Here is a 26160-nt window from a genome sequence, read left to right as displayed (position 1 = left end):
AATCGTTACGTATATGGTAGCAGATAAAGACGCGCCCGCGACGGTGCCGACGAATTCTCCGCTACGCGCGATCGTGCGCTTTCCGCAGCTCCTCGATGGCCTCGCCGTACTTCGACAGCGTCGGCTCGGGCGCTTCCAGGTAGAACGGGATGTCCCGCAGCTTGGGATGGTTCGTGAGGGCGGCGAGCGCCTTGAGACCGATCTGCCCCTTCCCGATGGGCGCGTGGCGGTCCTTGTGCGATCCGAGGGCATCCTCGCTGTCGTTGAGGTGGATGGCGTGCAGTTTGTCGAGCCCGATGACGCGGTCGAACTCGTCCACCACACCGTCGAGGTCGCCCACGATGTCGTAGCCCGCACCCCACACGCGGCATGCGTCGAAGCAGACGCCCACGTGATCGGCCAGTTCGATCTTGTCGAGGATGGCAGCCAACTGCTCGAACGTGCTGCCCACCTGCGTGCCCGAGCCTGCCATGGTGAGCAGCAGCAGACGCGTGGTCTGCGAGGGCGTCACCACGTCGTTGAGCGCGTCGGCCACCTTGCCGAGCGCGACGTCGACCGGCTGCCCGAGCGCGCTGCCGGGTTGCAGCGCGTACAGCATGTGCGGCGTCTCCTCCATGCGCGCCAGATCTTCCGCGAGCACCATCATGGTGAAGTCGTGCTCGCTCATCTTGTCGCTTGCGGGGTTCACGGTGTACGGCGCGTAGCCCATGATCACCTCGATGCCGTGCTGGGGCGCGTACGCCTTGAAGTCTTCGAGGTCCTGCGGGTCGAGCGCCTTCTGCGCGCCGCCGCGCGGGTTGCGCGTGAAGAACTGGAACGTGTTCGCGTCGATGGACACGGCGTCCTTCGCCATGCCGAGGTATCCGTCTTTATCCGAGAGATGGCATCCTATGGTGAACATAGCGCATCCTTTCCATCAGGGAGGTTTGCCAGCATCGTAGCCGAAGGAGGGACGCGGAGGGCAAGCGAGAGGGCGCTTGCACGCACTTGTTGGAAGGCCGTTGCGCGATCGTGCGCAGGCGCACTCAGACCCAGCCGAAGAAGGCGGCTATGAGGCGGAGGCCGTAGGCGATCACCACGAGGCCGCATACCACGTTGATGACGCGGAGGATTCGGTCGTTGAAGCGGCTGCCCAGGGCCGAGACGATGAGCGCCATGCCGGGAAACCACACGAGGGACGCCATGCAGGCGCCCGCGACGAACGCGAGGCCGTCCGCGCCGCCGAACGTGGCACGAAAGGCGCCCAGCATCATGGTGCCATCGATGAACGCCTGCGGGTTGCACCAGGTCACCAGCAGCGCCGCCACGAACACGCCGCGCAGGCCGGGCTGGTTCATCCGTGCACGCGCCGCGTTCCCGGCCGCATCTTTCTTGGCCGGTTCAGCGTCCTTCTTGCGGCGCGGCACAATGAGCACGATGCCGATGGCAATGACGAGCCCGCCTCCCACCAGCTGCATGAGCGGCCCGAGCCAGGGCACGGCGTCCATAACGGCCCCGACGCCGAAGAAGCACGCGAGCGTGAGCGACATGTCGAACAACGTGACGAACAACGCCGTGATCAGGGCACGGGTACGCGGTTGCGAGACGGCCGCATTGATGACGAACAGGTTCTGCATGCCGATGGGCGCGACGTACGCGAGCCCCATCGTGAACCCCTGCAGCATTACCGAGAGCATCATGCAATCAACCTGCGTTTCTGGTACCGTGTTCCCAACCTTACCCCACGCGCTCCGAAAGCGAGATATCCATGATACGCGAAGCGACGCCGCTCGACCTGGAAACCGTCACGATTCTTGCCGCGCGGCTCTGGCCCGAGCACACGCCCGCGCAGCTGGAGCCCGAATTCGCCGAGCTGCTTGCCAGCGACGAGGCCGCCGTCTTCCTGCTGCTCGACGGCGATGCTCCGGCCGGGTTCGCCCAATGCCAGCTGCGACACGACTACGTGGAGGGCACCGACTCGAGCCCCGTCGGCTACCTCGAGGGCATCTACGTCGAGGACGCGTGCCGCCAGCGCGGGCATGCGCGCGCCCTGCTGAGCGCCTGCGAAGCATGGGCGGCCGCGCACGGCTGCACCGAGTTCGCAAGCGACTGCGAGCTCGACAACGAGACGAGCCGCGCCTTCCATCTGCGCGCCGGCTTCGAGGAAGCCAACCGCATCATCTGCTTCGCGAAGAAGCTGTAGCGCTTACGATGCGCCCGCCAACAAGAGCTTCTTGAGCTTGGGGGCGACGGCGTCGGGGAGTTCGGGGGACAGGACGTGCGCGATCTCCTCGATGGACACGCGCATGCCCGTTTCGGCGCGGTACGCCATGAGCCCGAGGATGCCGCTCACCACGAACTCGAGCACGATGCGCGCATCGCCTTCGAGCGACGCATGCTGCCCGGCGGCGAACGCACCTGCCCACAGCTCCATGATGGCGCCTTTCACCCGACGGTTGACCAGCGGAGACGAGGCATTCGCCAACAGCAGGCACAAGTGATCCACGTTGTGCTGGTACTTCTGCAGGGCACGCGAAAGCTCGTGGTCGCGATCGGGCGTCGTCGTGTCGCCTGAGAAGTGCATGAGCAGAAACCCCGGCAGTTCCTTCGGCAGGTTGCGATCGATCATGTCGTCGAGCATCGCGTAGATGTCGTCGTAATAGTAGTAGAAGGTGCCGCGGTTGCACCCGGCGCGCGCCGTGAGGTCGCCCACCGTCATACGGTCGATGGGCGTCTCGGCGATGAGCTCCCAAAACGCGTCTTCGAGCCGCTGCTCAACCGACGGCCCCGCCGCATCCTTGCGCGGTCGCGCCATGGCGGACTCCTCTCGGCCCGGCGTAATCCAACAGGCGCCCGGCGTTTGTTCGTTTTTTCCAACACGCTGTTTGATTATGATAGCAGAAACGGATACTCGCAACCGAAAAGGACGCACCATGGAGCACCATCAGCCGATGATCGCGTTTTCCGACGTGAGCATGCGCTTCGGGCGCAAAACGCCCCTGGGAGACGAACGCAAAACCGTGCTCGACCACGTGGACCTCGACGTGCCCGCCGGGCGCATCGTGTGTCTGCTCGGGCCGTCCGGATGCGGAAAGACCACCATGGTCAACCTCGTCATGGGCATCCTCGTGCCAACGTCCGGCAGCGTGCGCGTGCTGGGCGAGCAGGCACCCTACCCCACGGCGCGCAGGCGCATCGGCTTCATGCCGCAGGACACGGCGCTGTACGAGGACGTCACCGCCGAGGAGAACCTGCGGTTCTTCGGCACGCTCAACGGCATGCGGAAGACCGAGCTCGCGCCCGCCATCGACGACATGCTGGCGTTCACGCGCCTCGAGGACGATCGCCGCCGTCTCGCGGGCGCGTTCTCGGGCGGCATGAAACGCCGGCTGTCGCTGGGCGTGGCGCTGCTGCACCGCCCCGACCTGCTCGTGCTCGACGAGCCCACCGTGGGCCTCGACCCCGAGCATCGCCGGCGCATCTGGGAACACTTCCGCGAGCTGGCGGCCGGAGGCGCGACCTTGCTCGTGACCACGCACATCATGGACGAGGCGCTGCAGTGCGACGAGGTTGCCATGCTGCGCGACGGGCACCTCATCGCCTACGACACCCCCGCCGCCCTGCTCGAGCGCACCGGCACGGCCAACCTCGAGGACGCCTTCCTCACCTTGGCGGCCGACGGCGCGCGGAAGGAGGCGCATCATGCGTAACGCCCTGGCCATCGCACGCCGCGTGCTTTCGCAGTTCGCCCACGACAAGCGCACGCTCGCCCTGCTGTTCGTGGCACCCGTCGTGGTGCTGTGGCTGCTGTCGGTGCTGCTCGGTGCCGACGCCTACGAGCCCCGCCTGGCAACGGTGGACCTGCCCGCCAGCTTCCAAACCGCCCTCGACGAGCAGGACGCCCGCATCACCGACACGAATCAGGCTGAAGCCGAGCGCCTGCTGCGCGCGAACGAGGCCGACGCCGTGCTGCGCATGCGCGACGACACCACCCTCGAGATATGGGCCGAGGGCAGCGATTCCACGAAGACGGCCGCCGCAGCGAACGTGGTGGCGAAGGCGCTGAGCGAGGCGCAAAAGGATGCGGCCGACGAGATGAAGGCCGACGTCGAAGAGCGCACAACGGCCATCGAGGACGTGCTTGTCGCCCAGGGCGCGAAGGGCGGTCCGCTCGCCGACGAGCTCGATTCCTTCGACTTCGACATGGCGGATTACCTGCCGGTGCAGGATGTGGAAACCACCTACCTGCACGGTACCGAGGATTGGAAGATGTTCGACTTCTACGGGCCCGTGTTCATCGGCATCTTCGTGTTCGTGTTCGTGTTCCTGACAAGCGGCATGTCGCTCGTGAACGAGCGCGGCGCCGGCACCATGACGCGCTTTCTGGCCACGCCCGTGAAGCCCGTGCAGATCCTCGGCGGGTACACGCTGGGCTTCGGCCTGCTCGCGCTCGTGCAAGCCGCCGTCATCCTGTTCATCGCGCTCACGTTCATCGGCTTCCCGAACGAAGGGGCCGTGTGGCTCGTCACGCTGCTGGTGGTGTCGATGGCCCTCGCGTCGGTGACGCTCGGCCTGCTGGTGTCGGGCCTGGCCAAAAGCGGGTTCCAGGTCATCCAGCTCATGCTGCTGTTCGTGGTGCCGCAAATCCTGCTGTCGGGGCTGTTCGACCTGTCGAGCGCGCCGGAGTGGATGCAGGTGCTCGGCCAATGCTTCCCCATCACGTACGGGGTGGACGCGCTGCGCGCCGTCATGCTGCGCGGCGCCGACTTCGCCAGCGTGGGCATCGACCTGGCCGTGATCTGGGGATTCATCGCGTTGTTCTTCGCGCTGGCCGCCCTTAAGTTCCGCAAAAAGCGCGTGCGGGGGTAAGCTGCGAGGGTAAGCCGGCGGGGGGGCGAAGCGCGAAACGCGAAGCGCGCATTGACGCCCCCCCCCCCCGACTCTAGTACACTGGCGGTAGAGCGTTGTGCAGGCCGCGATGGGTTTGAGGGATGGGGAATATGAAGAAGAGCTTGGTGCTTGCCGGAATCCTGCTGGCCGTCAACGTGGTCGTCACCGTGGCGTTTCTGTGCGTCCTCCCCGATCAGGTGCCCGTGCACTTCGGCCCGTCGGGTGCGATGGATCGCATCGGCAGCAAGTACGAGAACCTCTCGCTCCTCGCCATAGCGCTCATCCTGGGCATCGTCCTCGCGCTGTGCGGGCTGTTCGGCAAAGGAAGCAACCGCGCCACCATGGCGCGCCTTGCCGTGGGCATGCAGGCCATCTTCATCCTCGTGGGGCTGTTCATCTTCCTGAATCAACTGCGCTACGACGGCAACGCGGCCACGGCAAGCGCGCCTGACTTCGACATGTCGCAGATCAGCGCTATCGTCATTGGCACGACGTTCCTTCTCATGGGGTACTTCATGCCGGAATCGACGAGAAACGCGGTGTTCGGCATCCGCGTGCCGTGGACGCAGAAGAGCGACGAGACATGGGCTCGAGCGCACCGCTTCGGCGGCATCGTGACCGTCGCGGCGGGCGCGATGATCGTGCTGGCAGGCGTCGTGCTGAAGGGCTCGGCGGCCTTCGTCGCCCTGGCCGTCATCTTCGTCGCATGGACGCTCGCATGCCTGATCGGCTCCTATGTTGTGTGCAAGCACATCTCATAACCCGTGTGAGCGTTGCAGGTCCTTCTCCATCATGGCGTAGACTAACACGGCGTTGTTTTCCACGGGGAAGCGCTCGTGGCGCTGCGTGCGGTAGCCGCGGCGCTCGTAGAGGCCGACGGCGGGCAGCGACGCGTCGAGCGCGGCGGTTGCGTGCTCGCGCGCGATCTCGTCCTCGAGGTGCTGCATGATGAAGCTGCCCACGCCGCGTCCCTGAAACTCGGGCGCCACGTACACGCGCGTGATGTGGTTGCCGTCGCGGCAGCCCGTGCCCGCGATGCGCCCGTCGAGCAGCACGACCCCCTCGCGACCTGCCGCAACGTCGGCTTCGATGGCGGCGCGGCTGTGCAGCCCGCAAAACGAGTCCACCACTTCCTGCGGATAGTAGCGCGGATACACGTCCCGAATCGTGCGCTGTACCAGGTCGAACAGCTCGTCAACCTGACCCTGCTCCGCCGCCTCGTAGTGCATCCGCATCCCTTCCGTCGCCCTGTTTTCAGCCGTCCATTATCGCACAGCCGCGGGCGACGCGCGGGAACGAACCTATCCCAGCAGGCCCAGCACCACGGCGAGCACCACAAGCGCGACGGACGCTACAAGGGCGACGACGTCGAACGCGGCGAAGGGGTACTCCTTGTAGCCGCTCGATGCCGTGCGCAGGTTGAACCCGCGCACCTCGGCGGCGATGGCAGCGCTGTTCGTCTTGCGCACCGACGACACGAGCAGCGGCACGCACAGCGGCACCATGAGGCGCGCCTTCTTCACGATGCCGCCCGCGTCGAACTCCACGCCGCGCGCGGTCTGCGCTTCCATGATGCCCTGCATGTCGTTCATGAACACGGGGATGAAATGGATGGTGGACGTGAACGTGAAGGCGTACTTGTACGGCACGTGCAGCACCTTCACCACGGCGTTCGTGATGTCGTTCATCTTCGTCACGTAGAACACGAGGAACAGCGGGATGGCAGCGGCCACGAGGCGCACGATGGTGGTGAGCGCCGCGAGCAGGCTCCCCGTGCCGATGTAACCCCACGGCAGCTCGACGAGCACCGCGCCCGTCGGGGTGGTGAGCACCTGCACGACGGCCAGGATGAGCGAGAAGGCGAACACGGCCTTGGCAAGCCCGATGGTCGGGCGCACCATGCCGCACGAGGCAGCCAACGCGAACCCGACCAGCAGCAACGCGGCCAACAGCACGAGGTTGCTCGTACAGAAGCACGCGAGCGCGAACGCCACGGCGCAGGCCAGCTTCGCCACGGGGTTCATGCGGTGCAGCAGGCTCGTCCCGGGCACGTACTCCAAAAACGCGTTCATCGCCGTCCTCCCTCGTCCATGATGGCGGCGGCCATCTCCTCCACGGTGTTCGCGCGGCCCACGGCGGTGTCGGCCAGGCCGGGCAGCGTGCGCGTCAGCTCGAGCGACACCGCCACGATCTGCGGCGGAATGAGCGACGCGCGCTCGAGCGTGTCGCGGCGGCGCAGCACGTCGAACACGGGCCCGTCGTCCACCACCTGCCCGTCGCTCATCACGATGCAGCGCGCGGCGTAGTCGGCCACCACCTCCATGTCGTGGCACACCATGATGACCGTCGTGCCGCCCTCGTGGATGCGGCGAATGATGTCCATCACCTTGACGCACTCGCGGTAGTCCAACCCCGTCGTGGGCTCGTCGAGCACGATCACCGGCGGCGCGAGCACCACGATGGACGCGAGCGCCAGCAGCTGCCGCGCGCCGCGGTTCAGCAGGAACGGATCGTCCTCGGGATCGAAGCCGAACTCCTCGATGAGAGCGTCCACGCGCGCCTCGGCGCCGGCGTCGAGCGAGCCGAGCGCCTTGAAGCCGAACAGCAGCTCGTCGCGCACGGTGTTGCAGCAAATCTGGCTGTCGGGATTCTGGAACAGGAAGCCCACCCGACGGGCGAGCTCGCTCGTACGCAGCTCGGTCGTGGGAACGCCGTCGATGAGCACCTGGCCCGTATCGGGCTTCAACAAGCCGTTCACCAGGCGCATCGTGGTCGACTTGCCGGCTCCGTTCGTACCGACGAACGCCACGAACTCGCCGTCGGCCACGGTGAAGCTCACGCCCTTCAAGACGGGCAGGGCCGCGTCGTAAGAGACGTGCACGTCCTTGAACTCGATCATGCGACCACCTGCTCGAGCGCGGCGCACGCTTCCTGCACGTTGCGCACGGCCGGCCCCGCGTACGCGCCCTCCGCGGCGAGGCGGTTCATGAGCGTGGTCGATCGCGGGCAGTTGACGCCGATGCGCTTGAGCTCGTCCGAATGCACGAGCACGTTCGCCGGCGCGTCGGCGAAGCGGATACAGCCCTCATCCACGATGACCAGCACGTCGGCGTACTGGGAGAGCAGCGCGATCTTCTGCTCCACCACCACAACCGTGGTGCCGTGCTCGCGGGCGTAGGCGGACAGCAGGTCGAACACGCCCTGCGAGCTGGCCGGATCAAGCTCGGCCGTGGGCTCGTCGAGCACGAGCACCTTCGGGCGCATGGCCAGGATGGAGGCGATGGCCACCTTCTGCTTCTGCCCGCCCGACAGCGACGAGATCACGCGGTCGCGCAAGTCGGCGATGCCCATGTCGGCCAGCGCCTGCGTCACGCGCTGCTCCACCTCGTCGCGCGGGACGGCGAAGTTCTCCAGGCCGTACAGCACCTCATCCTCCACGATGGACGTGACGAACTGGCTGTCCACGTCCTGGCAGACGCTGCCCACCACGCGCGACAGGTCGGTGAGGGCCGTCTCGCAGGTGTCCATGCCGTCGACCACCACCGAGCCGTAGAAGTCGCCGGGGTAGCAGTGCGGCACGATGCCGTTGAGCGCGTAGGTGAGCGTCGACTTCCCCGACCCGGCCGCGCCGGTGATGCCGACGAACGCGCCGGGCGCGATGGAGAGGTCGATGCCGCTCACCACCGGGCGCGCGCCCTCTCGGTATTGGAATGAGAAGTTCGAGATTTCGATCATGGGGATGCTTTCTGTCGTGGGTCGCAGGTTGGCGTAGTAAGTCAGCGAGGGTTTCCGTGGCGCCCCAGATCGTGGGGAGGGCGAGGGCGAAGCGTACTTCGGTACGCGAGTCCTCGGCCTCGCCGCGAGACGGGGTGCCACGGAAAGCCGCAGCGTCGAGTCGTTCCGCCGCTCGTAGAGCGGCGGAATCCTCTAGCGCTTCAGGACTTTCTTCAGCGGCATGGCCAGCACTTGGACGAGGATGGCGTTGAAGGTGGCGGTGCCGAAGACGATGGCGGCGTAGGTGGCGAGCGCAACCATCACGTCGCCGCCGGTGGACACCACGTTGATGTAGATGGCGAGCAGGGCGAACGTGCCGCCGGACACCACCGTGGAGAGGAACGTGTTCACGAGCGGGTTGAGGTCGAGCTTGCCGCCGATGTTCATCGGGATCTTGATGAGCAGGCCGCACGCGAGCGCGCCGAGCAGCTCGGAGGGGATGTTCAGCAGCGGCGTGGCGTTCAGCATGGGCACCTGGCAGATGAGGCCGGCCAACAGGCCGATGATGAGCGCCTGCCCCACCTTCGGCCTCGTGAGGATGATGGCCAGGCAGTACATGGCGATGATGAAGTTCGGCTTCATGCCCATCGACGAGAGCAGCGAGCCCACCGTGAGCTTGAGCACGGCGCCGGCCGCAAGCAGCACGGCGATGAGAATGAGATCCTGGGTGGTGAGGCCCGCCTTCTTCTGCGGAGCCGTCACGTCGCGCTTGCGGCCTTGGCTCGAAGCCGCTCCGGCCGTCTGGGTTGCAACCTCGCGCTTGATCTGCTGTTCCATGTTCCTCAATCCTTTCTTTGGCGGAGTTCCCGCCGGTCTTTGCCCCTCCCGGGGCGTCTGGTTTGCCGGCACGAACTTCGCGGATGAGGATGAACCCCGCACAATCAACGGTATGGTTTCGGCTGCTCACCTCCCACAATGAAAAAGACCTGTCCTTCTCATCGAAGGACAGGTCTTATAACCTGCGGTGCCACCTTCACCGTTGATTCTGCGATGCAGAACCCTCTCACGAACATGCCAACACATGTTCTGCCCTTAACGCAGGCTCACGGTCCAGATACTCAGGTGCCGAAACGCGGCTCCCTTTCCCCTTTCCCTCGGCGATCCATTTACCATCCAGCTTCCTGCGGGAATCCCAGCTACGCCCGCTCTCTGTGAGTGCTCATGATGGCTTGACTTTCGCCTCATAGGTTTCAAGGTATTAAGTTGTGGCGCAAACTATAGCACAGCACTGAGGATTGTTGTCAAGAAAAAATTTCAGCTCCGTTGGCGGCATCCCCCGCCGACAGGTAGGCCATGACGAGGCGACGGGTGTCGGTTGCCGAAGGCTCGCTGTCGCCGCAGACGTACAGCATCGAGCGCGTGCGCGCGAGGCCGATGGCCATCGACGAAGCCACGAGCGCCTCCTCTTCCACCGGTTGATCTGCGAGCATGCGGCGTCCGGGATGCTCGGCCAAGTACGAGCGCAGCGCGGCGGCGATGGAGCGTTGCACGGCCAGCAGGTCGCGCTGCCCCTGGAAAAACAGCTGCGGCATGGAGCGCAGCGCCTCGCGCCGCAGCCCCACGATGCTCTCGTCCACGCCGGACGCGAGGCTCGTGCCCACGATGCCCACGAGCACGTCGAGGTAGCATGCCTCGTCATGCTCTTCGAGAATGGCGAACAGGTGCTCGTCGTCGGGAAACGAATCCATGCGGCCCGTGATGGCCGAGGCCTTCGAGGGGAAGTAGTTGAAGAAGGTTTTCTTGGAAATCTCGGCACGCGCGCAGATGTCTTCCACGGTCACGCCGTCATAGCCCCGCTCGATGACCAGCTCGAGCGCCGCCCGCTCCACCGCAAGCCGGGCCTTGAGCTTTTTGCGATACCGCAGGCCTTCTGCCGACGGCTGAACCTGTTCCACGATGCGCGCTTCCTTCCTGTTCCCGCAATGTGCCGTTTCGGTGCAGGGTACCACAACTTTTCAGACAAGGGCTTTTCATCTACTGAATGAATATTTATACTGAGTGTAAATCACGTCATCCGCATGAAAACGGGCGTCTTTGAAGTCGGGTTCGCTGCAATGCTCCCCTTCAAAGGCGCCTTTGTTCGCGGCGCATATCGGAAGGAACAGAGTATATGGGTTTATCGCGTAAGCAGATCGTCATGCTGGCCGTCCTCGTGTTCGGCACGTTCGTGACGGTTCTGAACCAGACCGTCGTGGCTCCCGCCCTGCCGTCGGTCATGGCCGAGATGAGCGTCGACGCCTCCACGGCGCAGTGGCTCACCACCGGCTTCACCCTCGTCAACGCCATCATGATTCCCATCACGGCATTCCTGACGGACCGCTTCACCACGAAGCGGCTCTTCCTCGTGTCCATGGTCATCTTCACGGCAGGCAGCGCGCTGGCCGGCTGGGGTCCCAGCTTCGCCGTGCTGCTGCTCGGTCGCCTCGTGCAGGCCGCCGGCGCCGGCATCCTCATGCCGCTCGTGATGACCGTGCTCATGTGGACGTTCCCCGTCGACAAGCGCGGCACGGCCATGGGCCTGTTCGGCATCGTCATCGCGTTCGGCCCGGCCATCGGCCCCACCGTCGCGGGCGTCATCATCGACCGCTACACCTGGCATGACATGTTCTACATCATCACGGTGCTGTCGGCTATCGTGGTGCTCATCGGCGTGTTCGTGCTGCAGAAGGGCGGCGATACGAACAAGGACGTCACCCTCGACGTGCCGTCGGTCATCCTGTCGTCGGTGGGCTTCGGCGGCCTCTTGTACGGCCTGTCCACCATCGGCTCCTACGGCCTGCGCGCCGACGCCATCGCGGGCACGCTCGTGGGCGTGGTGGCGCTCGTGTTCTTCTTCCGCCGCCAGCTGAAGATGGAACATCCCATGCTGCAGGTGCGCGTGCTGCAGAACCGCAAGTTCCTCATCGCCACCATCATCGGCATGCTCGTGCAGGGCGCGCTGCTGGCCGCCGGCATCCTCGTGCCCATCTACCTGCAGTCGCTCATGGGCTATTCGGCCACCGTGTCGGGCCTCGTGCTGCTGCCGGGCGCCATCATCATGGGCGCCATGGGCCCCATCGCCGGCCGCCTGTTCGACAAGCACGGGCCGCGCGTGCTCAGCATCATCGGCATGGGCGTGCTGACGGTTACCACGTTCTGCTTCGCGTTCCTCGGCACCGAGACGGGCCTGATCACGCTTACCATCCTGTACACGGTGCGCCTGTTCTCGCTGTCGCTCGTCAACATGCCCATCACCACGTGGGGCATGAACGCGCTCGATAACGAGCTGGTGAACCACGGCACCTCGGTGAACAACACGTTCCGCCAGGTGGCGGGCTCGTTGGGCACGGCCATCATCGTGTCCGCGTCCACCATCGCCACGAACGCGACCTCGCGGGTGATGACCCCCACGCAGGCCAGCATCTTCGGCATCGACGTGGCGTTCGCCCTGGCCGGCGTGCTGTGCCTCATCGGCTTCATCATGGTGGTGGCGCTTGTGAAGAACAAGCCGGGCGAGACGGCCGAGCTCGACAAGGACAACGCGCGCCGCACGGTGCTCGAGTCCATCATGAAGCGCGACGTGTTCACGCTTCCCGCAAACGCCACCGTGGCCGAGGCCATGCAGGTGCTCGTGGACAAGCACATCAGCGCCGCTCCCCTCGTGGACGAGCAGGGGCAGGCCGTGGGCTTCGTGTCCGACGGCGACATCATGCGCTACCTGTCGAAACGCAGCACCATGATGATGGACCCGGTGGTCATGATCATGCAGACGGTGGACGCCGACGGCGGCAACAAGGACTTCGCCCGCAAGCTCGACGAGCTCATGACCATGCCGGCGAAGAGCATCGGCGCGAAGGGCATCATCGGCGTGGACGTGCACGCCGACCTCCCCGAAGTGTGCCGCGTGCTGGGCGAGAACCACTTGAAGAAGGTCCCCGTACTTGACGAGGGCCAGGTGGTGGGCGTGATCAACCGCTCCGACATCACCCACTACTCCATGGAGCAGTACCTGGCCGAACGCGACGCGGTGGACGCCCCGGCGAAGCTCGAGCGCGCCGAGGAAGCCGCTGCGCTGCCCGACGACGAAGCGGTGGCGTCGTCCATCTAACGCGCCCTCCCCTTTTCGCTCCCCCGAGACGGCAGCCGCTTGGCTGCCGTCTTTTTTCGCAGCGTATCCCGCCGCTTTCGCAGGGATCGTCTACGGATTCCCCCTGCATGCTAGCATCTGAGCGTCAGCCTGCCCGAAGGGAACTCCCATGAGAAAACGCCTGCTCGCTCTTGCTATCGCTCTCGCATTCGCCTGGTCGCTCGCCCCCGCCGCCGCATTCGCGAGCACCGTGGCCGTCGCCATCGAGATCGGCGCCGACGGCGCGCCGGTTGAACCGTCGGGAGAAGGCTGGACGTACTCAACCGAAGGACTCGTCCTGGAAGCGGGATATGCGTTCACGTTCACGGGGCACGCGCTTCACGTCTCGAGCGAGAACCCGCTTCGGAACAACGGCGTCATCGAGGACGGGACGTTCGTCGACGCGTCCCAGACATACGGCTTCACCGTGCGCAACGAAGCGAGCGGCGTGATCAAAGGCGGGGCGTTCAGGGGCACCGTGAGCAACTGGGGGCTCATCGAGGACGGCGCATTCTATTCGTCCGTGTACAACATGTCGAACAACGCCGGCGCCGGCACTATCGCGGGCGGCACGTTCCGCGACTACGTGACCAATTACGAAGGCGCCACGATTTCGGGAGGCGTGTATAGCGACGGCGGCAACAACAACTCCGTGCAGAACGACGGCACCATCAGCGGCGGTGAGTTCAACATCAACGTGAACAACGCGGGCGTCATGGGGGGCAACAGCACGTTCAGCGCCTACGTGGAGAACCGTTCCGCTGGAACCATCGAGGGCGGCACGTTCGACGACGAGGTGTACAACACGGGCTCTATCGCCGACGGCTCGTTCAAAAGAACCGTCACCGTAACCGAAGGCGGCATCATCGCAGGCGGAACGTTCGCCTCATCGAGCCGGGTGAAAAGCAACGACGACGGCACCATCACAGGCGGCACGTTCGATGGCACGGTGATCAACGGCGATGTTGATTGGCCGGGCGCCGTCATCACCGGCGGCACATTCACGGGCGTGGTGAAGAACCACGACACCATCGCGGAAGGAACCGACGCCGACGGCAACCCGACGATTCCCCGCTTCGACGCCGTGGTGACCAACGAGTCCGACGGCGTTATTGCAGGTGGCGCGTTCGAGGGATCGGTCATCCAGAACGACGGCGTCATCGCGGGCGGCACGTTCGGCGACTCGGGCTCCGTGCAGAGCAGCGGCACCATCAGCGGTGGAGCATTCGGCGGCATCGTGGGCAACGAGGCGACGGGCACCATCAAGGGCGGCGAGGCGGATGGTCCCACCTTTGACGGTAGCGTGAGCAACTACGGTGTCATCGCAGGCGGGACGTTCCTGGAAAGCGGGTCCGTTGCCAACCGCAACGCCTCGAGCGGCCCTGGAGCTATAACGGGCGGTGTGTTTCTCGGCACGGTATCGAACGTTGGCGTCATTTCAAACGCAACCGACGGCGACGGCAAGGCGACGATTCCCCATTTCTCTGGCATCGTGACCAACGGGCGCAGTGGCGTTATTTCGGGCGGGCGCTTCGAGCATGCCGTCATCAATCGGAACGGCGCGTTTAATGCGGGCGCTTACCCGGTGAAGTTGAGCCTGACCGGGCTGACCATCAGGGAGTTCACCGAAACTTCGACGCTGGACACCGGCGACAACAGAGGGGAAGACACCGACATCGGACGGTACGCAACCTTCGAGAAGGACAGCTCCGAAAGCAATCTGTTCACGCTCGCGGCCGACAAGGGCTATGCGCTTCCCGACACGATCGCGCTGCACCGCGAGTCGCCGGACGGCCCGGAACTCATCGCGGGAGACGACTACACCTACGATGCGACCACCGGCACGCTTGCAATCAAGAAGAGTGCCGTCACAAGCCCGCTCTATCTCGCAGCAAGCGGAATCCCGATATCGGACCCCGAGCCGGGCCCGAGCCCCGATCCGGGCCCTGCGCCGGATCCTGCGCCGGTGCCCGCCACGCAGGGCGCATCGACGCCCGAGCCGTTGCCGCCGTCGGCCCCTGCGCTTGCAGCGACAGGCGATACCGCTTTGCCGCAGGTGGCGTTCGGCCTCGCCCTGTTCTCCGGATGTGTCCTGATCGTACGCGCAGCACAACGTCGAGCGAATCGACGAAACCAGTCGTAGGTGATCGAGCGGCAAGCCCCCATCCACAGCGGCGGCCTTCATGGCCGCCGTCTCCATGTTGGGCTTTGAACATTTCCCGTTGCGTTTTTTACTATCAGTGATAGTATTAGCGGTGAGAGGAAGGAGCCGGCATGGCAAGCAGTTCGATCGAGATCATGATTCTGGGCGCGCTCATCGAGCGGCCGATGAGCGCCTACGAGATGGACCGGGTGCTCGAGGAGCGCAACGTACGCCGCTGGATTCGTATCAGCTCGCCATCGGTGTATCGCAATGTCATCCGCCTGTGCGAGCAGGGCTACACCGTAGGCACCGTCGTCAAAGAGGGCGAGATGCCCGAGAAGACGGTGTACACGATCACGGACAAGGGGCGCGAGCGGTTCGCAGCGCTCATGGACGAGGCGGCGGCGCTGCCCGCGCGCGTCGATTTCGGCTTCCTCCCCGTTCTGGCGAACATCAGCCTCGTGGACGAGCAGACGGGCCGCGCGCTCATCGACGAGCTGATCGAAACGCACCTGAGCACTGCCGACCGCGTCGACGCGATGATCCCCTCTTACGACCGTCTTGAAGCACGCGCCACCATGGAGCTGTGCGCCGCGACGTACCGCCTGGTGGCCGAGCACCTAAAGCACTTTAAGGAAGAACTCTACCCCGCGTCGTGATACCAAACGACACGAACGAATGTTTCACGTGAAACATTCGTTCACCGCACGCGGCGCGCGGAGAAACGCATGACGACGGAAGCCGGATCGAACCGGCTTCTTTTTGGGCCAGTAACTATCACTGATAGTAGTATTCAAGATAGGAGAAACACATGAATGCACGGGAACTGCGGGCAAAGGGGCTCGAAGCCGGCAAGCGAGCAGCCCAAAAAGGCGGCGCCAAACCCTTCCCCACCGGCGCGGTGCTGGCGGGGTTGGCCCTGAGCCTGTTCATGGCGGCGCTCGACGCCACCATCGTGAGCACGGCCATGCCGAAAATCGCGGGCGACCTGGGCAGCTTCGATCACTACACCTGGCCGTTCACCGCGTATCTGCTCACCTGCACGCTGGCCACGCTGCTGTGCGGCGCCTGCGCCGCGCGCTTCGGCCACAAGCGCGTCTTCGCCTGCGGCATCACCGTGTTCGCCGCCGCGTCGACGTGCTGCGCGCTGTCCACCAGCCTCGACGCGCTCGCGCTGTGGCGTGCCGTGCAAGGCGCGGGCGGCGGCCTCGTGGAAGCCGGCGTGTTCATCGCGATGGCCGAGCTGTTCGAGCCGCGTGTTCGAGGGAAGTACATGGGCATCCTGTCGTCCATGTACGGTCTGGCAAGCATCGCCGGGCCACTGGCCGGCGGGCTCATCGCCGACCTGGCCAGCTGGCATTGGATCTTCCTCGTCAACCTGCCGCTGAGCATCGTCGCGCTCGTGCTGGTGGTGCGCTATCTGCCGGGCAAGCAAGCGCACGTGACGCACGCCTTCGACCTGCCGGGCGCTGCGACCGCAACGGCCGTCGTCGTGCCGCTCACGCTTGCGTTCAGCCTGACCGGGAACGCGTTCTCCTGGTGGTCGGCCCCGTTCTTCGGGCTGCTTGCGCTGGCCGTGGTCATGATCGTGGCGCTGGTGCTGGTGGAGCGGCGGCGCGAGCACGCCATCGTCCCCGTGTCCTTCTTCGCCCTTCCGCAGGTGAACGGCGCTATCGTGCTGGGATTCTGCGCGCAGTTCGCCCTGCTCGTGGGCGTCATGTTCGTGCCGCGGTTCGTGCAGGAGGGGCTCGGCCTGTCCTCCACCGCCTCGGCGCTGGCCACCATCCCCATGACGCTTGCGCTCGTGGTGGGCAGCGCGTCGGCGGGGCGTCTCTTCGGCGCGAACGGCAAGATGCGCGCCATCAGCCGTGTCGGGTTCGTCGTGTTGGGAGTCGGCGCGCTGCTGCTGTGCCTCGTCACCCGATCGACCGGCATGGTGCAGCTGGCGTGCTCGTCGGCCGTGCTGGGCTTCGGCATCGGCGTGAACATGCCCATAACCAACATCGCAGCGCAGACCGCGGTGGCCCCGCGCGATATGGGGAAGGCCACGTCGCTGTCGCTGTTCTTCCGCGGCCTCGGCGGCACCGTGGGATCGGCCGCGTGCGGCGCGGTAGCCGGCACGTCGTTTCCCGATGCGGCGCTGCCCGTGTTCGCGCTGTGCGTTGCAGCCGCCGTCATCGGCATTGCGATGACGCAGGCGCTGCCCCGCCACATCGCGCGGCGCGGTGCTCCGCAGGCGACGGCCCCTCAGCAGGCGGCCTGAGGCCCTCGGCCTACTCGGCGGCGCGTTTCAGCAGTTCGCGGGCGTGCGCGAGCGACGTCTCGGTGGCGTCGCCCGACAGCATGCGGGCGATCTCGGCGGGACGCTCGTCAACGGAAAGCTGACGCAGGTCGGTTTCGGGAAGGGCGTTCTCGTCGCCGGCGGCCTTGCGCACCACGTAGTGAGCCTGCCCGCGCACGGCCACCTGCGCGAGGTGCGTGACGACGATCACCTGGTGCGTGCGCGCGAGGTCGGCCAGCACGTCGGCCAGGGCGACGGCGGTCGAGCCGCCCACGCCGGCGTCCACCTCGTCGAACACGAGCGTGTCCACGTCGTCTACCGCGCCGAGCACCACCTTGACGGCCAGCATGACGCGGCTCACCTCGCCGCCCGATGCGATGCGCGCGAGCGGGCGCGCCTGCATGCCGGTGCCGGGGCGGAACAGGAACTCCACCGCCTGCGGGCCCACCTTCGTCCACTGCGCGCGCTCGAGGGGGCGCAGGTCGCACACGAGTTCGGCGCCGCCCATTTCAAGGCGGCCCATCTGCGCCGTCACCGCCGCAGCGAAGCGCGGGGCGGCCTCGGCGCGCGCGTCCGTCAACGCCGCAGCCGCGTCCGCGAGCGCGGACTCGGCCCGGTCGACGTCCTGCTGCGCCGCGCGCTCGCGCTCGGCCGCGTCGTCCACGAGCGACACGAGGTCGGCGGCCTCGGCGCGGTGGGCCAGCACGTCTTCCATACGGGGGCCGTACGTGCGCAGCAAACCCTGCAGCGCGGCCATGCGCTCCTGCTGCTGAGCGAGCGCCTCAGGGTCGAACTCCACGCCCTCGCGGTAGTCGCGCGTCTCGCGCGCCATGTCTTCCAGCACGTACCCGGCCTCGCGCAGGGCATCGGCGAACTCGCCGAGCTTCGCGTCGTAGCGCGCCGCCGCGTCGAGCGCCGAAACCGCGCCGCCCAGCGCGTCGATGGCGCCTTCCTCGCCCGCGAGCGCCTCGTGCGCCGCGTTCGCGGCGACGGCGAGCGCTTCGGCATGTTCCACGCGACCGAGCTCCTCCAGCAGCTCGTCGTACTCGCCCTCGCGCGGATCCACCGCGTCGATGCGCTGCAGCACGAAGCGCGCTTCGTCGAGCTTCGCGGACGATGAGGCGCCCGCCTCGCGCACGCGCGCGAGCTCGACCGCGGCAGCTTGCGCGGCGGCGAACGCGGCTTCGTAGGCTGCCCGCGCCGACGCGACGGCCTCGCCGGCCCATGCGTCGAGCATGCGCACGTGGAGCGCAGGCTTCATGAGCTGCTGATGCTCGTGCTGACCGCACAGGTCGATGGTGGGCGCCACGGCGCGCGCGAGCTCGCCGACGCTCGCCATGCGGCCGTCGAGAGAGACGCGCGAGCGGCCGTCGGCGGTCACGCGGCGCGTGGCGACGAGCTCGGCTTCGGCGAAGGATTCGGCGGCGGGTTCGTCGGAGGGGTCGGCGGCCACGAGGCGCGGAACCGCGCCGTAGAACCTTCCGGACACGGTGAGGGCTTCTTCCCCGTCGCGCACGGCGTCCTTGTCGGCGCGGGAGCCCATGAGCAGTTTCAAGGCGGAGAGCAGGGCCGTTTTGCCGGCGCCGGTTTCTCCGGTGAGGACGGTCAGCCCGCGCGCGGGCACGAGCGCGGCCTCGCGGATCAACGCGAGGTTCTCAACTTGGATCTCATCGATCATCGCGTACCTCTTTACCTTCTGCTCGATCTTGAACCACCAAGTATACCAGCGTCGTCGCATCCCACAAAAGGCGTTTCCCGAACCGCGCGAATCCAACGCGTTTCCAGCGCGCTTTGAATGCGCATCACTGCGGATTGCCGGCGGATTGTCTGCCTGCAACCAATTCTTGCGGGCAAATTCCAATCAAAAGCGCTGGTGGCAACCGTACCGCAACCGCAGAATGAGCGTCGTGAACACCGTACCGACGAATTCAAAGGAGCACCCCATGAACACCCCACCCCCTTCTTCCGACGCCAACCGCGGGCCCCTCGCCGCCGTGGGCGGACGGCGCTTGCCCCGCCGCTGGCTGGCCGCCGTCGTCGCCGTCTGGACCGGCTTCGCGTTCACCAGCTTCGCCACCATGGCAGCAAACTACGCGGCGGTCTGGTACGTCACCGAAACCACGGGCAGCCCGCTTGCCCTGGCCATCGTGTACGTGTGCGCGTTCTTGCCGGTGGGGCTACTGGCCCCGCTCGGCGGCGTGGTGGCCGACCGCTTCAACCGCAAGCGCGTCATCATTCTCTGCGACCTGTTCATCGCTGCCATGGCGCTCGTCGTAGGCGCGGTTATCGCCATCGGCCACGTCTCGTTCCCGCTCGTGCTGGTGATGGCCACCGCATGCGGCGTGGCGCAGGCGTTCCGCACCCCCTCGTTCAACGCGGCCATGCCGCTGCTCGTGCCCGAGAAGCACCTGCTGCGCGTCAACGCGCTCGATAACCTGCTGAGCAGCATTTCCATGATCTGCGCGCCCGCCCTGGGCATCTTCCTCTATACGACGATCGGGTTTCAGGCCGTCATGTTCCTCGATGCCGCGGGCGCGCTGCTGTCGGTGCTGGCCATGCTGACCGCCGCGGTGCCCACCATCGTCGCGCACGACGTGGCGAACCAGAGCGCGTTTGCGAACGTGAAGTCCGGCTGGCACGAGCTGTCCGCGACGAAGGGGCTGCCGGTGGTCGTGCTGTGCGTGGTACTGGGCATGATGGCGTACGGGCCGCTCGATTCCATCCTGCCGCTCATGGTGTCGTCGCACTTCAACGGCAACGGCTACATGGCGTCGCTCGTGACGGCCGTGTTCGGCATCGGCATGCTGGCCGGCTCGGCCGCGCTCATGGTGCGCGGCGGCAGCACGTGGCTCGCACGCATCATCGCCGTGGCCGCCATCGTCGTGGGCGCGGCGACGACGGTTGCCGGACTGCTTCCCACCAGCATGTTCGTTGCGTTCGTCGTGGCCATTGGCGTGATGGCCGTGGCGTGCGCCGGGTTCAACGGCCCGCTCATGACGCTCATGCAGAAGAACGTGAGCGAGGAGAAGCTCGGCCGCGTCATGGGGCTGCTGTCGGCGTTCATGGGCCTCGGCATCCCGCTGGGAACCGCGCTGGGAGGCGCGGTGGCGCAGGGCATCGGCGTGACGAGCTTCTTCGTGGTGGACGGCGTGGTCATCCTGGGTCTGGGAGCGCTGCTCGTGTTTCTGCCGAGCGTACGCGCCCTCGACCGGCGCACGAACGCGCTGAGCGCGACGCAGCCCGCCGCCGAGACGCCGGCAATGGAACCGAGCGCAGCTGAGTAAACAGCCGTAGATTCCCGCAGGTCAACGCCGCGCCCGTTCAACGCGTGAGAAACGCGAGGGACGGGCGCGGCGTTTTTGCTTGATGTGCGCTGGAAACACGTTTGGGGCGCGCTGGAAAGACACAAGGCCCCGCAGGAAAACGTGCTGGATCGAGACGGCGTTTGACAGTGCCGCACGCCATCGGCGCGTAGAATCAGCTGGCTATACTGATAAGCAGGAAACGCCCGGCGGCATGGTACCTCTCCCTCTCACTATTCTAGATGAAAAGAGGTGATGACCATGACCGTGTTGGAGTTGATTGCGTTGGCGATTTTGCTCTTGGAGCTTGCTTCTCGCACCATCGAGCTGTACCTGGTGATAAGAGACGCGCTCCTAACCCGGAGGGGAAAGGAGCGCCACCGTTAAACCCAAACCGCCGAAGCGATTCTTAGAGCCGTGGGGAGTCAACAGCTCCCTGCGGCTCGTCTCGTAGTATACCCTCCTCTCGTCCACGTTTGCAAGCTTCGTATCTGGTGCGTTACAGGGCGAAGCGGTCCTTTGTCGCTATTGGCTTCTTCTTTTCTCGGTGCTGCTCCATGAGGTACAGCACGCAGTCGGTGCGGTTGCAGGCGCGCAGCAGCTCGATTTGCCGGTCGAAGGTGCGCTCGTCGATGAAGCCGGCTCGCAGCAGGGCTTCCACCATGGCGCGGTCGCCTTCGGCCGCGACGCGATGGAGCGCTTCGGCCTCCTGCTCGCGCAGCCGGGCCACCAGCACCGCACGCGTCGTGTCGTCCAAACGGTATGGCACGGCCAAACGATGCAGCACCGCACCCAGCTTGTCGGGCAGGTTCTTGCCCGAACGCAGCAGCTCGTCGTAACGAGCGTAGTCGAACGGAACCCCATCGGAGGCCGGGTCCACGAGGAAGCACGTCAGAAGCTGATCGGCCGATACGTGCACGACGGTGCCCGTGTGCTCGAGGCGACAGACCGCGTACTCGAAGCTGCCCTCGCCGATGGAGCGCACGCTGGCGGGAATGGGCACGGGGCCCTCGAGGATGCGCGAGCAGAAGCAATGCGCGCCGATGACCTCGAGGCCCTCGGGAAGCGCGAGTCGCTTCGTGCCGCGGCATGCGTTGTCGCGCTCCACGAGGCGCACGGTGTCGGCCACCACGAGCGATGCAGGCGCATACGGCAGCGCACGCACGCCGATGCGCACGAGCGGACGACCCTCCACCGCCCGCGGTAGCACGAGCACGTCCTCCGGCGCCGGCGCCCCCGCGGCGACGAAGGCCTGCTCGCCGGGCGACGGCGCATGCGCCACCCCGCTCTGCCCACGCGCCGCCGCGGCGCGGACGGCGGCCGCAGCCGCAAACCGCTTCGACACCGAGGTGGGCGCGGACGGCCCCGCCACCAGCACCGCACCGGCTTCGTCGAAGTCGTACCAGCACCCCTCGAGCTCGACGGCGCGCGGCCCCGCAAGGCGCACGCCGCGCGCCGCAAGCGTCCGCGCCGCAGGCGCCGCTTCCGAGCACAGCCACACGGCGTCGTCCCAGCCCTTCGCATCCACGCGCGCCAGCGTGGGCGGGCACGCGACCACCGCAGGCGGCTCGCATCCCGCCGCGAACGCCGACGCGCCGATGCGCTCGACGCCGTCCGGCAACGACACGCGCGCATCATACGGCGACGCCAAAAACAGCAGCGACGCCCCGTCGTCGGCGAACAGGTTGCCGTCAACCGCGCAGAATCGCTCGTTGCGCGCATCCACCGAATACTCGCGACGCTTGAGGCGCGGCGACACCCCCGCGAGGTCGCACGGCTGCTCGCCCAGCATGCGCACGCCGGCACCCACGTGAATGTGGAGCGCCGACAGCGCCAGAAACGCATTCGAGCCGACGCGCTCCACCGTATCGGGAATGACGAGCAGCCGCACCCCGACGCCCTGCACAAAACGACGCGCGAACGCCTCGGCCGCCACGCGCTTCACCGGCACGCCGTCGATGTACGCGGGAAGCGCCACCACGAGCCCTTCCGCATGCCCGATCGCCGCCGCACAGCGCCGCAGGTCCACCGCAACAAGGGCGTAGCCGTCCTCGTCGCGCCGCACGCCGATGGCGCCACGCATGTCCGCCGCACGCGCCGCGACCTCGCGCGCGTCGGCTTCTCCCGGCGCCCCTTCCTGCTCGATGGCCTGGGAAAGCAGCTCTTCGCGCTCCTCGTCCGTCAAGCCCATGCCCAGCGCGCCCACCACCAGCAGGTCGCCGTCGGTGCCCGCGTCCTTCGAAGGTTCCGCCTCCCACGCCCGATAGGCCGGAAGCTGCGGCGACCACACCTCGCCCTCCACCGCCCGCGCGGCGTCCAGCACGTTCACTTCACGGACGGCAAGCGTCGGCATATTTTTGTGCATTTGCTCAATGAGATCATCAACAGGAGTATCAACGTCGTAGAACACCAGATCATCCGTAGACATAGTTTCGTGCTACCTCCCAAAACTTATCGGTGCGCTCGTTGTTTACCACCCGCTTCCCCCATGCTACACTGCCCGTAGCCGCGAAGGCAAGCGCCAAAAAGCGCGCGCCGCCTCAACGCTGCACGCGTCGTCCGTCGAAGGAGCCGCCATGGCGACCGAATCGGTCGAGCCGCTTGCCCGCCAAGCCCTCGACCTCGCAAAAAATGCCCTGCTCGTGAATCTGCGCTTCATGAACGCCGCATTCGCGCGCCTCGCTCCGCTCCCTCTCCGCAACGCCACGCTCGCCACCGACGGCGCGCACCTGCGCTACGACCCCGCCGCCCTCGCGCGCCTCTACGCCGACGAGCCGAACGAGCTGACGCGCGCCTACTTCCACCTCGTGCTGCACAACGTGTTCTTGCACCTCTACCCTGGCGAGCACATCGACCCGCTGCGATGGGACACCGCCTGCGACATCGTGGTAGAGCGCACCATCTCCGAGCTCGACCTACCCGCCACGCGCACGACCCGCGCCGCGCGGCAGCACGCCACGCTCGCGCGCATCGACGCCGCATTGCCGCTGGCCACAGCCGAAACCGTCTACCGCTTCCTCGGCGACGAGGGCCTTGCCGATGCCGAGCTGGCCGATCTGCGCGCGCCCTTCTACGTGGACGACCACGAGCCGTGGTATCACCTCCAGGCTGCCGAAAGCGACGCGGATGCGGCAACCGAGGAAGGCCGCCGCGCCGAGGAGCAGGACGGAGCGCCTACCACGCAGGCGCACGCCGCCGCCGAAAACGGCACCGACGTCGACCTGCCGCCCGAAGCGTCCCGCGCCAAGAAGAGCCACGCGTCGCATCGCGGCATGGACCCCGCCGACATCACGCAGAAGCAGGCGCCCGAGAACGCGAAACCTTCCGTGGGAGAGCGCTTCGCCGACACGGTGAACCTCGACCGCTCGCGCGAGCAATGGAAGAACGCCGCGCTCGAGATGGGCGTGCAGCTCGACGCGTACGCGAAGCTGTGGGGCGTGAAGGGCGCGAACCTCGCCATGAACCTGCGCGCCGTGACGCGCGAGAAGCAGGATTACCGCGAGTTCCTGCGCAAGTTCGCGCGCATGGGCGAGCAGATTCGCGTGAACGACGACGAATTCGACTACGTCTACTATTGTTACGGCCTCACGCGCTACGGCAACCTCCCGCTCATCGAGCCGCTCGAGTACGTGGAAGAGAAGCGCATCCGCGACTTCGTCATCGCCATCGACACCTCGGCCTCGACGAAGGACGGCCTCGTTCGCCGCTTCATCGAGAAGACCTACGGCATCCTCAGCGCGGAGACGAGCTTCTTCGCCGACATGAACGTGCTCATCGTGCAGTGCGACGCCGCCATCGTGGACGTCGCCCGCATCGCGAACCTGCGCGATCTGGACGACTACCTCGATCATCTCGAAATCAAGGGCCTCGGCGGCACCGACTTCCGCCCCGTGTTCGCCTACGTGGACGACGCCCTTGAGCGCGGCGACCTCACGAACCTCGGCGGCCTCATCTACTTCACCGACGGTCAGGGCACCTACCCGGCCCGCAAGCCCGACTACGACACCGCGTTCGTCTTCGTCGACGACGCGTCCGCCGCCGCAAGCCCGCAGGTACCCACGTGGGCCATGAAGGTAGAACTCGACGAAACCGTCATCCTGGACGACTGAAAGGATCAGACCGATGGACATCAAGCAGGCGAAAGAGCAGATTAAGAACGCGATGGTTGCGTACTTCGCGAAGGACGAGTTCGGCAACTACCGCCTGCCCACCGAGCGGCAGCGACCCGTGCTCCTGCTGGGCGCGCCCGGCATCGGCAAGACGGCCATCATGGAGCAGATCGCGCAGGACCTCGACGTGGGGTTCGTGTCGTACTCGATGACGCACCACACGCGGCAAAGCGCGCTCGGCCTGCCGTTCATCGCGAAGAAGACGTACGACGGCGTGGAGTACGACGTGTCCGAGTACACGATGAGCGAGATCATCGCCGCGGTGTACGACGCGATGGAAGCCACCGGCAAGCGCGAGGGCATCCTGTTCCTCGACGAGATCAACTGCGTGTCGGAAACGCTCACGCCCGCCATGCTGCAGTTCTTGCAGTACAAGATTTTCGGCCGGCATCGCGTGCCTGACGGCTGGATTGTGGTGACGGCCGGCAACCCGCCCGAGTACAACCGCACGGCGCACGACTTCGACATCGCCACTTGGGACCGCCTCAAGCGCATCGACGTCGAGCCCGACTTCGCCGCTTGGCGCGACTTCGCCGTGGAAACGGGCGTGCACCCCGCGGTGCTCACGTACCTCGACATCGAGCGCGGGCACTTCTACCGCGTGGAAACCACCGTGGACGGCAAGTCGTTCGTCACCGCGCGCGGCTGGGACGACCTCTCGGCCATGATGAAGCTGTACGAAGAGCAGGGATTGCTCGTCGACGAGCTGCTGATCGGGCAGTACGTGCAGAATGCCGAAATTGCCAAGCGTTTCAGCGTGTACTACGACCTGTTCACGAAGTACCGCGCCGACTACCAGATCGATCGCATTCTGGAAGGCGTCGCCGACGACGCCGTGCTCGACCGAGCGCGCGCCGCCGGTTTCGACGAGCGCGTGTCGCTCATGGGGTTGATCACCGACGCCCTCGGCGGACGGGTGCGTGACACCGTGCTGGAAGAGCGAGCCGTGGAATTCGCGCACGGGATGCTGGTGGAGATGCGAGACGAGGAAACCCCGTCCGCACTCCTTCCCCATCTGCGCGCCCTCTCCTCGTCGCTCCAAACGCGACTCGACACCGAGCGCAAGGCGGGCTTGCTCTCCGACGAGAAGTACGTGGCTTACGAGCGCACGCTTGCGCTGCTCGACCGGGCGCTGCGTCTGGAAACCTCCGGCCGCAACGTCGTGTTCGACGACGTCAAGGCCCTCTTCGCCAACATGGTGGACGCGCTCGACGCGCGCATTGCGGCCACGTCGGCAGCGCTCGACAATGCGTTCCGCTTCGTGGAGGACGCCTTCGGGTCGGGGCAGGAGATGCTGCTGCTCGTCACCGACCTGTCCGTGAACCGCTACAGCATGGCGTTCATCAACGACCACGGCTGCGAGCGCTACTTCGCCCACAACGAGGACCTGCTGTTCTACGAGCGCGGCGCCGACCTCGCCGACCGCATCAACCGCCTCGACCTCACGAGCGAGAACGGAGAGAACGGCGAGCACTAGGAATCAGGCAAGAAAAACGAACGGGTGTTTCACGTGAAAC

General features: G+C 66.2%; 22 protein-coding genes. 11 read left to right on the top strand and 11 right to left on the bottom strand.

Annotated features, from left to right (window positions below; translation table 11 throughout):
- Positions 1-61: 61 nt before the first annotated feature.
- A complete protein-coding gene (locus C1876_RS07765) occupies positions 62-901 on the bottom strand; it encodes a deoxyribonuclease IV (protein WP_114546153.1) in 840 nt (279 codons plus the stop codon).
- A 124-nt stretch (positions 902-1025) separates the two neighbouring features.
- A complete protein-coding gene (locus C1876_RS07760) occupies positions 1026-1679 on the bottom strand; it encodes a LysE/ArgO family amino acid transporter (RefSeq protein WP_211309523.1) in 654 nt (217 codons plus the stop codon).
- Positions 1680-1747: 68 nt separating this feature from the next.
- Here C1876_RS07760 and aac(6') point away from each other — a divergent pair, with 68 nt between their 5' ends.
- Positions 1748-2182, top strand: a complete 435-nt coding sequence (gene aac(6') / locus C1876_RS07755) for an aminoglycoside 6'-N-acetyltransferase (protein WP_114546152.1) — start codon at positions 1748-1750, stop codon at positions 2180-2182.
- A 3-nt stretch (positions 2183-2185) separates the two neighbouring features.
- Here aac(6') and C1876_RS07750 read toward each other — a convergent pair whose 3' ends face one another.
- Positions 2186-2794, bottom strand: coding sequence for a TetR/AcrR family transcriptional regulator (locus tag C1876_RS07750; RefSeq protein ID WP_158544648.1), 609 nt, complete (start codon positions 2792-2794; stop codon positions 2186-2188).
- A 118-nt stretch (positions 2795-2912) separates the two neighbouring features.
- Between C1876_RS07750 and C1876_RS07745 the strand changes: the two genes are divergently transcribed.
- The 3 genes from C1876_RS07745 (at position 2913) to C1876_RS07735 (ending at position 5630) form a co-directional block, all read left to right on the top strand.
- Positions 2913-3689 (top strand): ABC transporter ATP-binding protein, encoded by a 777-nt coding sequence (locus C1876_RS07745; RefSeq protein WP_244910078.1) that lies wholly within the window; start codon positions 2913-2915, stop codon positions 3687-3689.
- Positions 3682-4848 (top strand): ABC transporter permease, encoded by a 1167-nt coding sequence (locus C1876_RS07740; protein ID WP_114546150.1) that lies wholly within the window; start codon positions 3682-3684, stop codon positions 4846-4848. Before C1876_RS07745 ends, C1876_RS07740 begins: the two co-directional genes overlap by 8 nt.
- A 131-nt stretch (positions 4849-4979) precedes the next feature.
- Positions 4980-5630 (top strand): SdpI family protein, encoded by a 651-nt coding sequence (locus C1876_RS07735; protein WP_158544647.1) that lies wholly within the window; start codon positions 4980-4982, stop codon positions 5628-5630.
- On the opposite strand, the gene C1876_RS07730 is transcribed toward C1876_RS07735, so the two are convergent.
- The 6 genes from C1876_RS07730 to C1876_RS07705 all read right to left on the bottom strand — a co-directional run bounded on the left by C1876_RS07730 (position 5625) and on the right by C1876_RS07705 (position 10538).
- On the bottom strand, positions 5625-6098 hold the full coding sequence (locus tag C1876_RS07730; RefSeq protein ID WP_114546148.1) for a GNAT family N-acetyltransferase: 474 nt from the start codon (positions 6096-6098) through the stop codon (positions 5625-5627). The genes C1876_RS07735 and C1876_RS07730 overlap by 6 nt on opposite strands.
- Before the next feature lie 72 nt (positions 6099-6170).
- Positions 6171-6941: an energy-coupling factor transporter transmembrane component T family protein gene (locus tag C1876_RS07725; RefSeq protein ID WP_114546147.1), complete on the bottom strand. Its 771-nt coding sequence runs from the start codon at positions 6939-6941 to the stop codon at positions 6171-6173.
- The gene (locus tag C1876_RS07720; RefSeq protein ID WP_114546146.1) at positions 6938-7768 is read right to left on the bottom strand and encodes an energy-coupling factor ABC transporter ATP-binding protein; all 831 of its coding nucleotides are present in this window, start codon (positions 7766-7768) and stop codon (positions 6938-6940) included. Before C1876_RS07720 ends, C1876_RS07725 begins: the two co-directional genes overlap by 4 nt.
- Positions 7765-8604, bottom strand: a complete 840-nt coding sequence (locus C1876_RS07715) for an energy-coupling factor ABC transporter ATP-binding protein (RefSeq protein ID WP_114546145.1) — start codon at positions 8602-8604, stop codon at positions 7765-7767. The genes C1876_RS07720 and C1876_RS07715 overlap by 4 nt, the downstream gene beginning before the upstream one ends.
- A 192-nt stretch (positions 8605-8796) precedes the next feature.
- Positions 8797-9420: a tryptophan transporter gene (locus C1876_RS07710; RefSeq protein WP_114546144.1), complete on the bottom strand. Its 624-nt coding sequence runs from the start codon at positions 9418-9420 to the stop codon at positions 8797-8799.
- 464 nt (positions 9421-9884) lie between these two features.
- A complete protein-coding gene (locus C1876_RS07705; RefSeq protein WP_114546143.1) occupies positions 9885-10538 on the bottom strand; it encodes a TetR/AcrR family transcriptional regulator in 654 nt (217 codons plus the stop codon).
- A gap of 215 nt (positions 10539-10753) precedes the next feature.
- On the opposite strand from C1876_RS07705, the gene C1876_RS07700 reads away from it, so the two are divergent.
- The 4 genes from C1876_RS07700 (at position 10754) to C1876_RS07685 (ending at position 17154) form a co-directional block, all read left to right on the top strand.
- Positions 10754-12730 (top strand): MDR family MFS transporter, encoded by a 1977-nt coding sequence (locus C1876_RS07700; protein WP_114546142.1) that lies wholly within the window; start codon positions 10754-10756, stop codon positions 12728-12730.
- A 148-nt stretch (positions 12731-12878) separates the two neighbouring features.
- Positions 12879-14891: a hypothetical protein gene (locus C1876_RS07695; RefSeq protein WP_114546141.1), complete on the top strand. Its 2013-nt coding sequence runs from the start codon at positions 12879-12881 to the stop codon at positions 14889-14891.
- 131 nt (positions 14892-15022) lie between these two features.
- Entirely contained in the window at positions 15023-15550 is a 528-nt protein-coding gene (locus C1876_RS07690) for a PadR family transcriptional regulator (RefSeq protein WP_114546140.1), read from the top strand.
- A 152-nt stretch (positions 15551-15702) separates the two neighbouring features.
- Entirely contained in the window at positions 15703-17154 is a 1452-nt protein-coding gene (locus C1876_RS07685) for an MFS transporter (RefSeq protein ID WP_114546139.1), read from the top strand.
- Positions 17155-17164: 10 nt separating this feature from the next.
- Here C1876_RS07685 and recN read toward each other — a convergent pair whose 3' ends face one another.
- Complete coding sequence (gene recN, locus C1876_RS07680; RefSeq protein WP_114546138.1) at positions 17165-18850, bottom strand: DNA repair protein RecN; 1686 nt, start codon at positions 18848-18850, stop codon at positions 17165-17167.
- A gap of 265 nt (positions 18851-19115) precedes the next feature.
- Here recN and C1876_RS07675 point away from each other — a divergent pair, with 265 nt between their 5' ends.
- Entirely contained in the window at positions 19116-20456 is a 1341-nt protein-coding gene (locus C1876_RS07675) for an MFS transporter (RefSeq protein ID WP_114546137.1), read from the top strand.
- A 517-nt stretch (positions 20457-20973) separates the two neighbouring features.
- Here C1876_RS07675 and C1876_RS07670 read toward each other — a convergent pair.
- Positions 20974-22902 carry a hypothetical protein gene (locus C1876_RS07670; RefSeq protein ID WP_114546136.1) on the bottom strand — a complete coding sequence of 643 codons (1929 nt, stop codon included), beginning with the start codon at positions 22900-22902 and terminating at the stop codon, positions 20974-20976.
- A gap of 148 nt (positions 22903-23050) precedes the next feature.
- Here C1876_RS07670 and C1876_RS07665 point away from each other — a divergent pair, with 148 nt between their 5' ends.
- The gene (locus tag C1876_RS07665; RefSeq protein WP_114546135.1) at positions 23051-24583 is read left to right on the top strand and encodes a vWA domain-containing protein; all 1533 of its coding nucleotides are present in this window, start codon (positions 23051-23053) and stop codon (positions 24581-24583) included.
- Positions 24584-24596: 13 nt separating this feature from the next.
- A complete protein-coding gene (locus tag C1876_RS07660) occupies positions 24597-26120 on the top strand; it encodes an ATP-binding protein (RefSeq protein WP_114546134.1) in 1524 nt (507 codons plus the stop codon).
- The last annotated feature ends 40 nt before the right edge of the window (positions 26121-26160 follow it).

It is taken from the genome of Eggerthella sinensis, from assembly GCF_003339815.1.
Taxonomy (GTDB): Bacteria; Actinomycetota; Coriobacteriia; order Coriobacteriales; family Eggerthellaceae; genus Eggerthella; species Eggerthella sinensis.
This window is presented reverse-complemented; position numbering and strand designations above follow the sequence as displayed.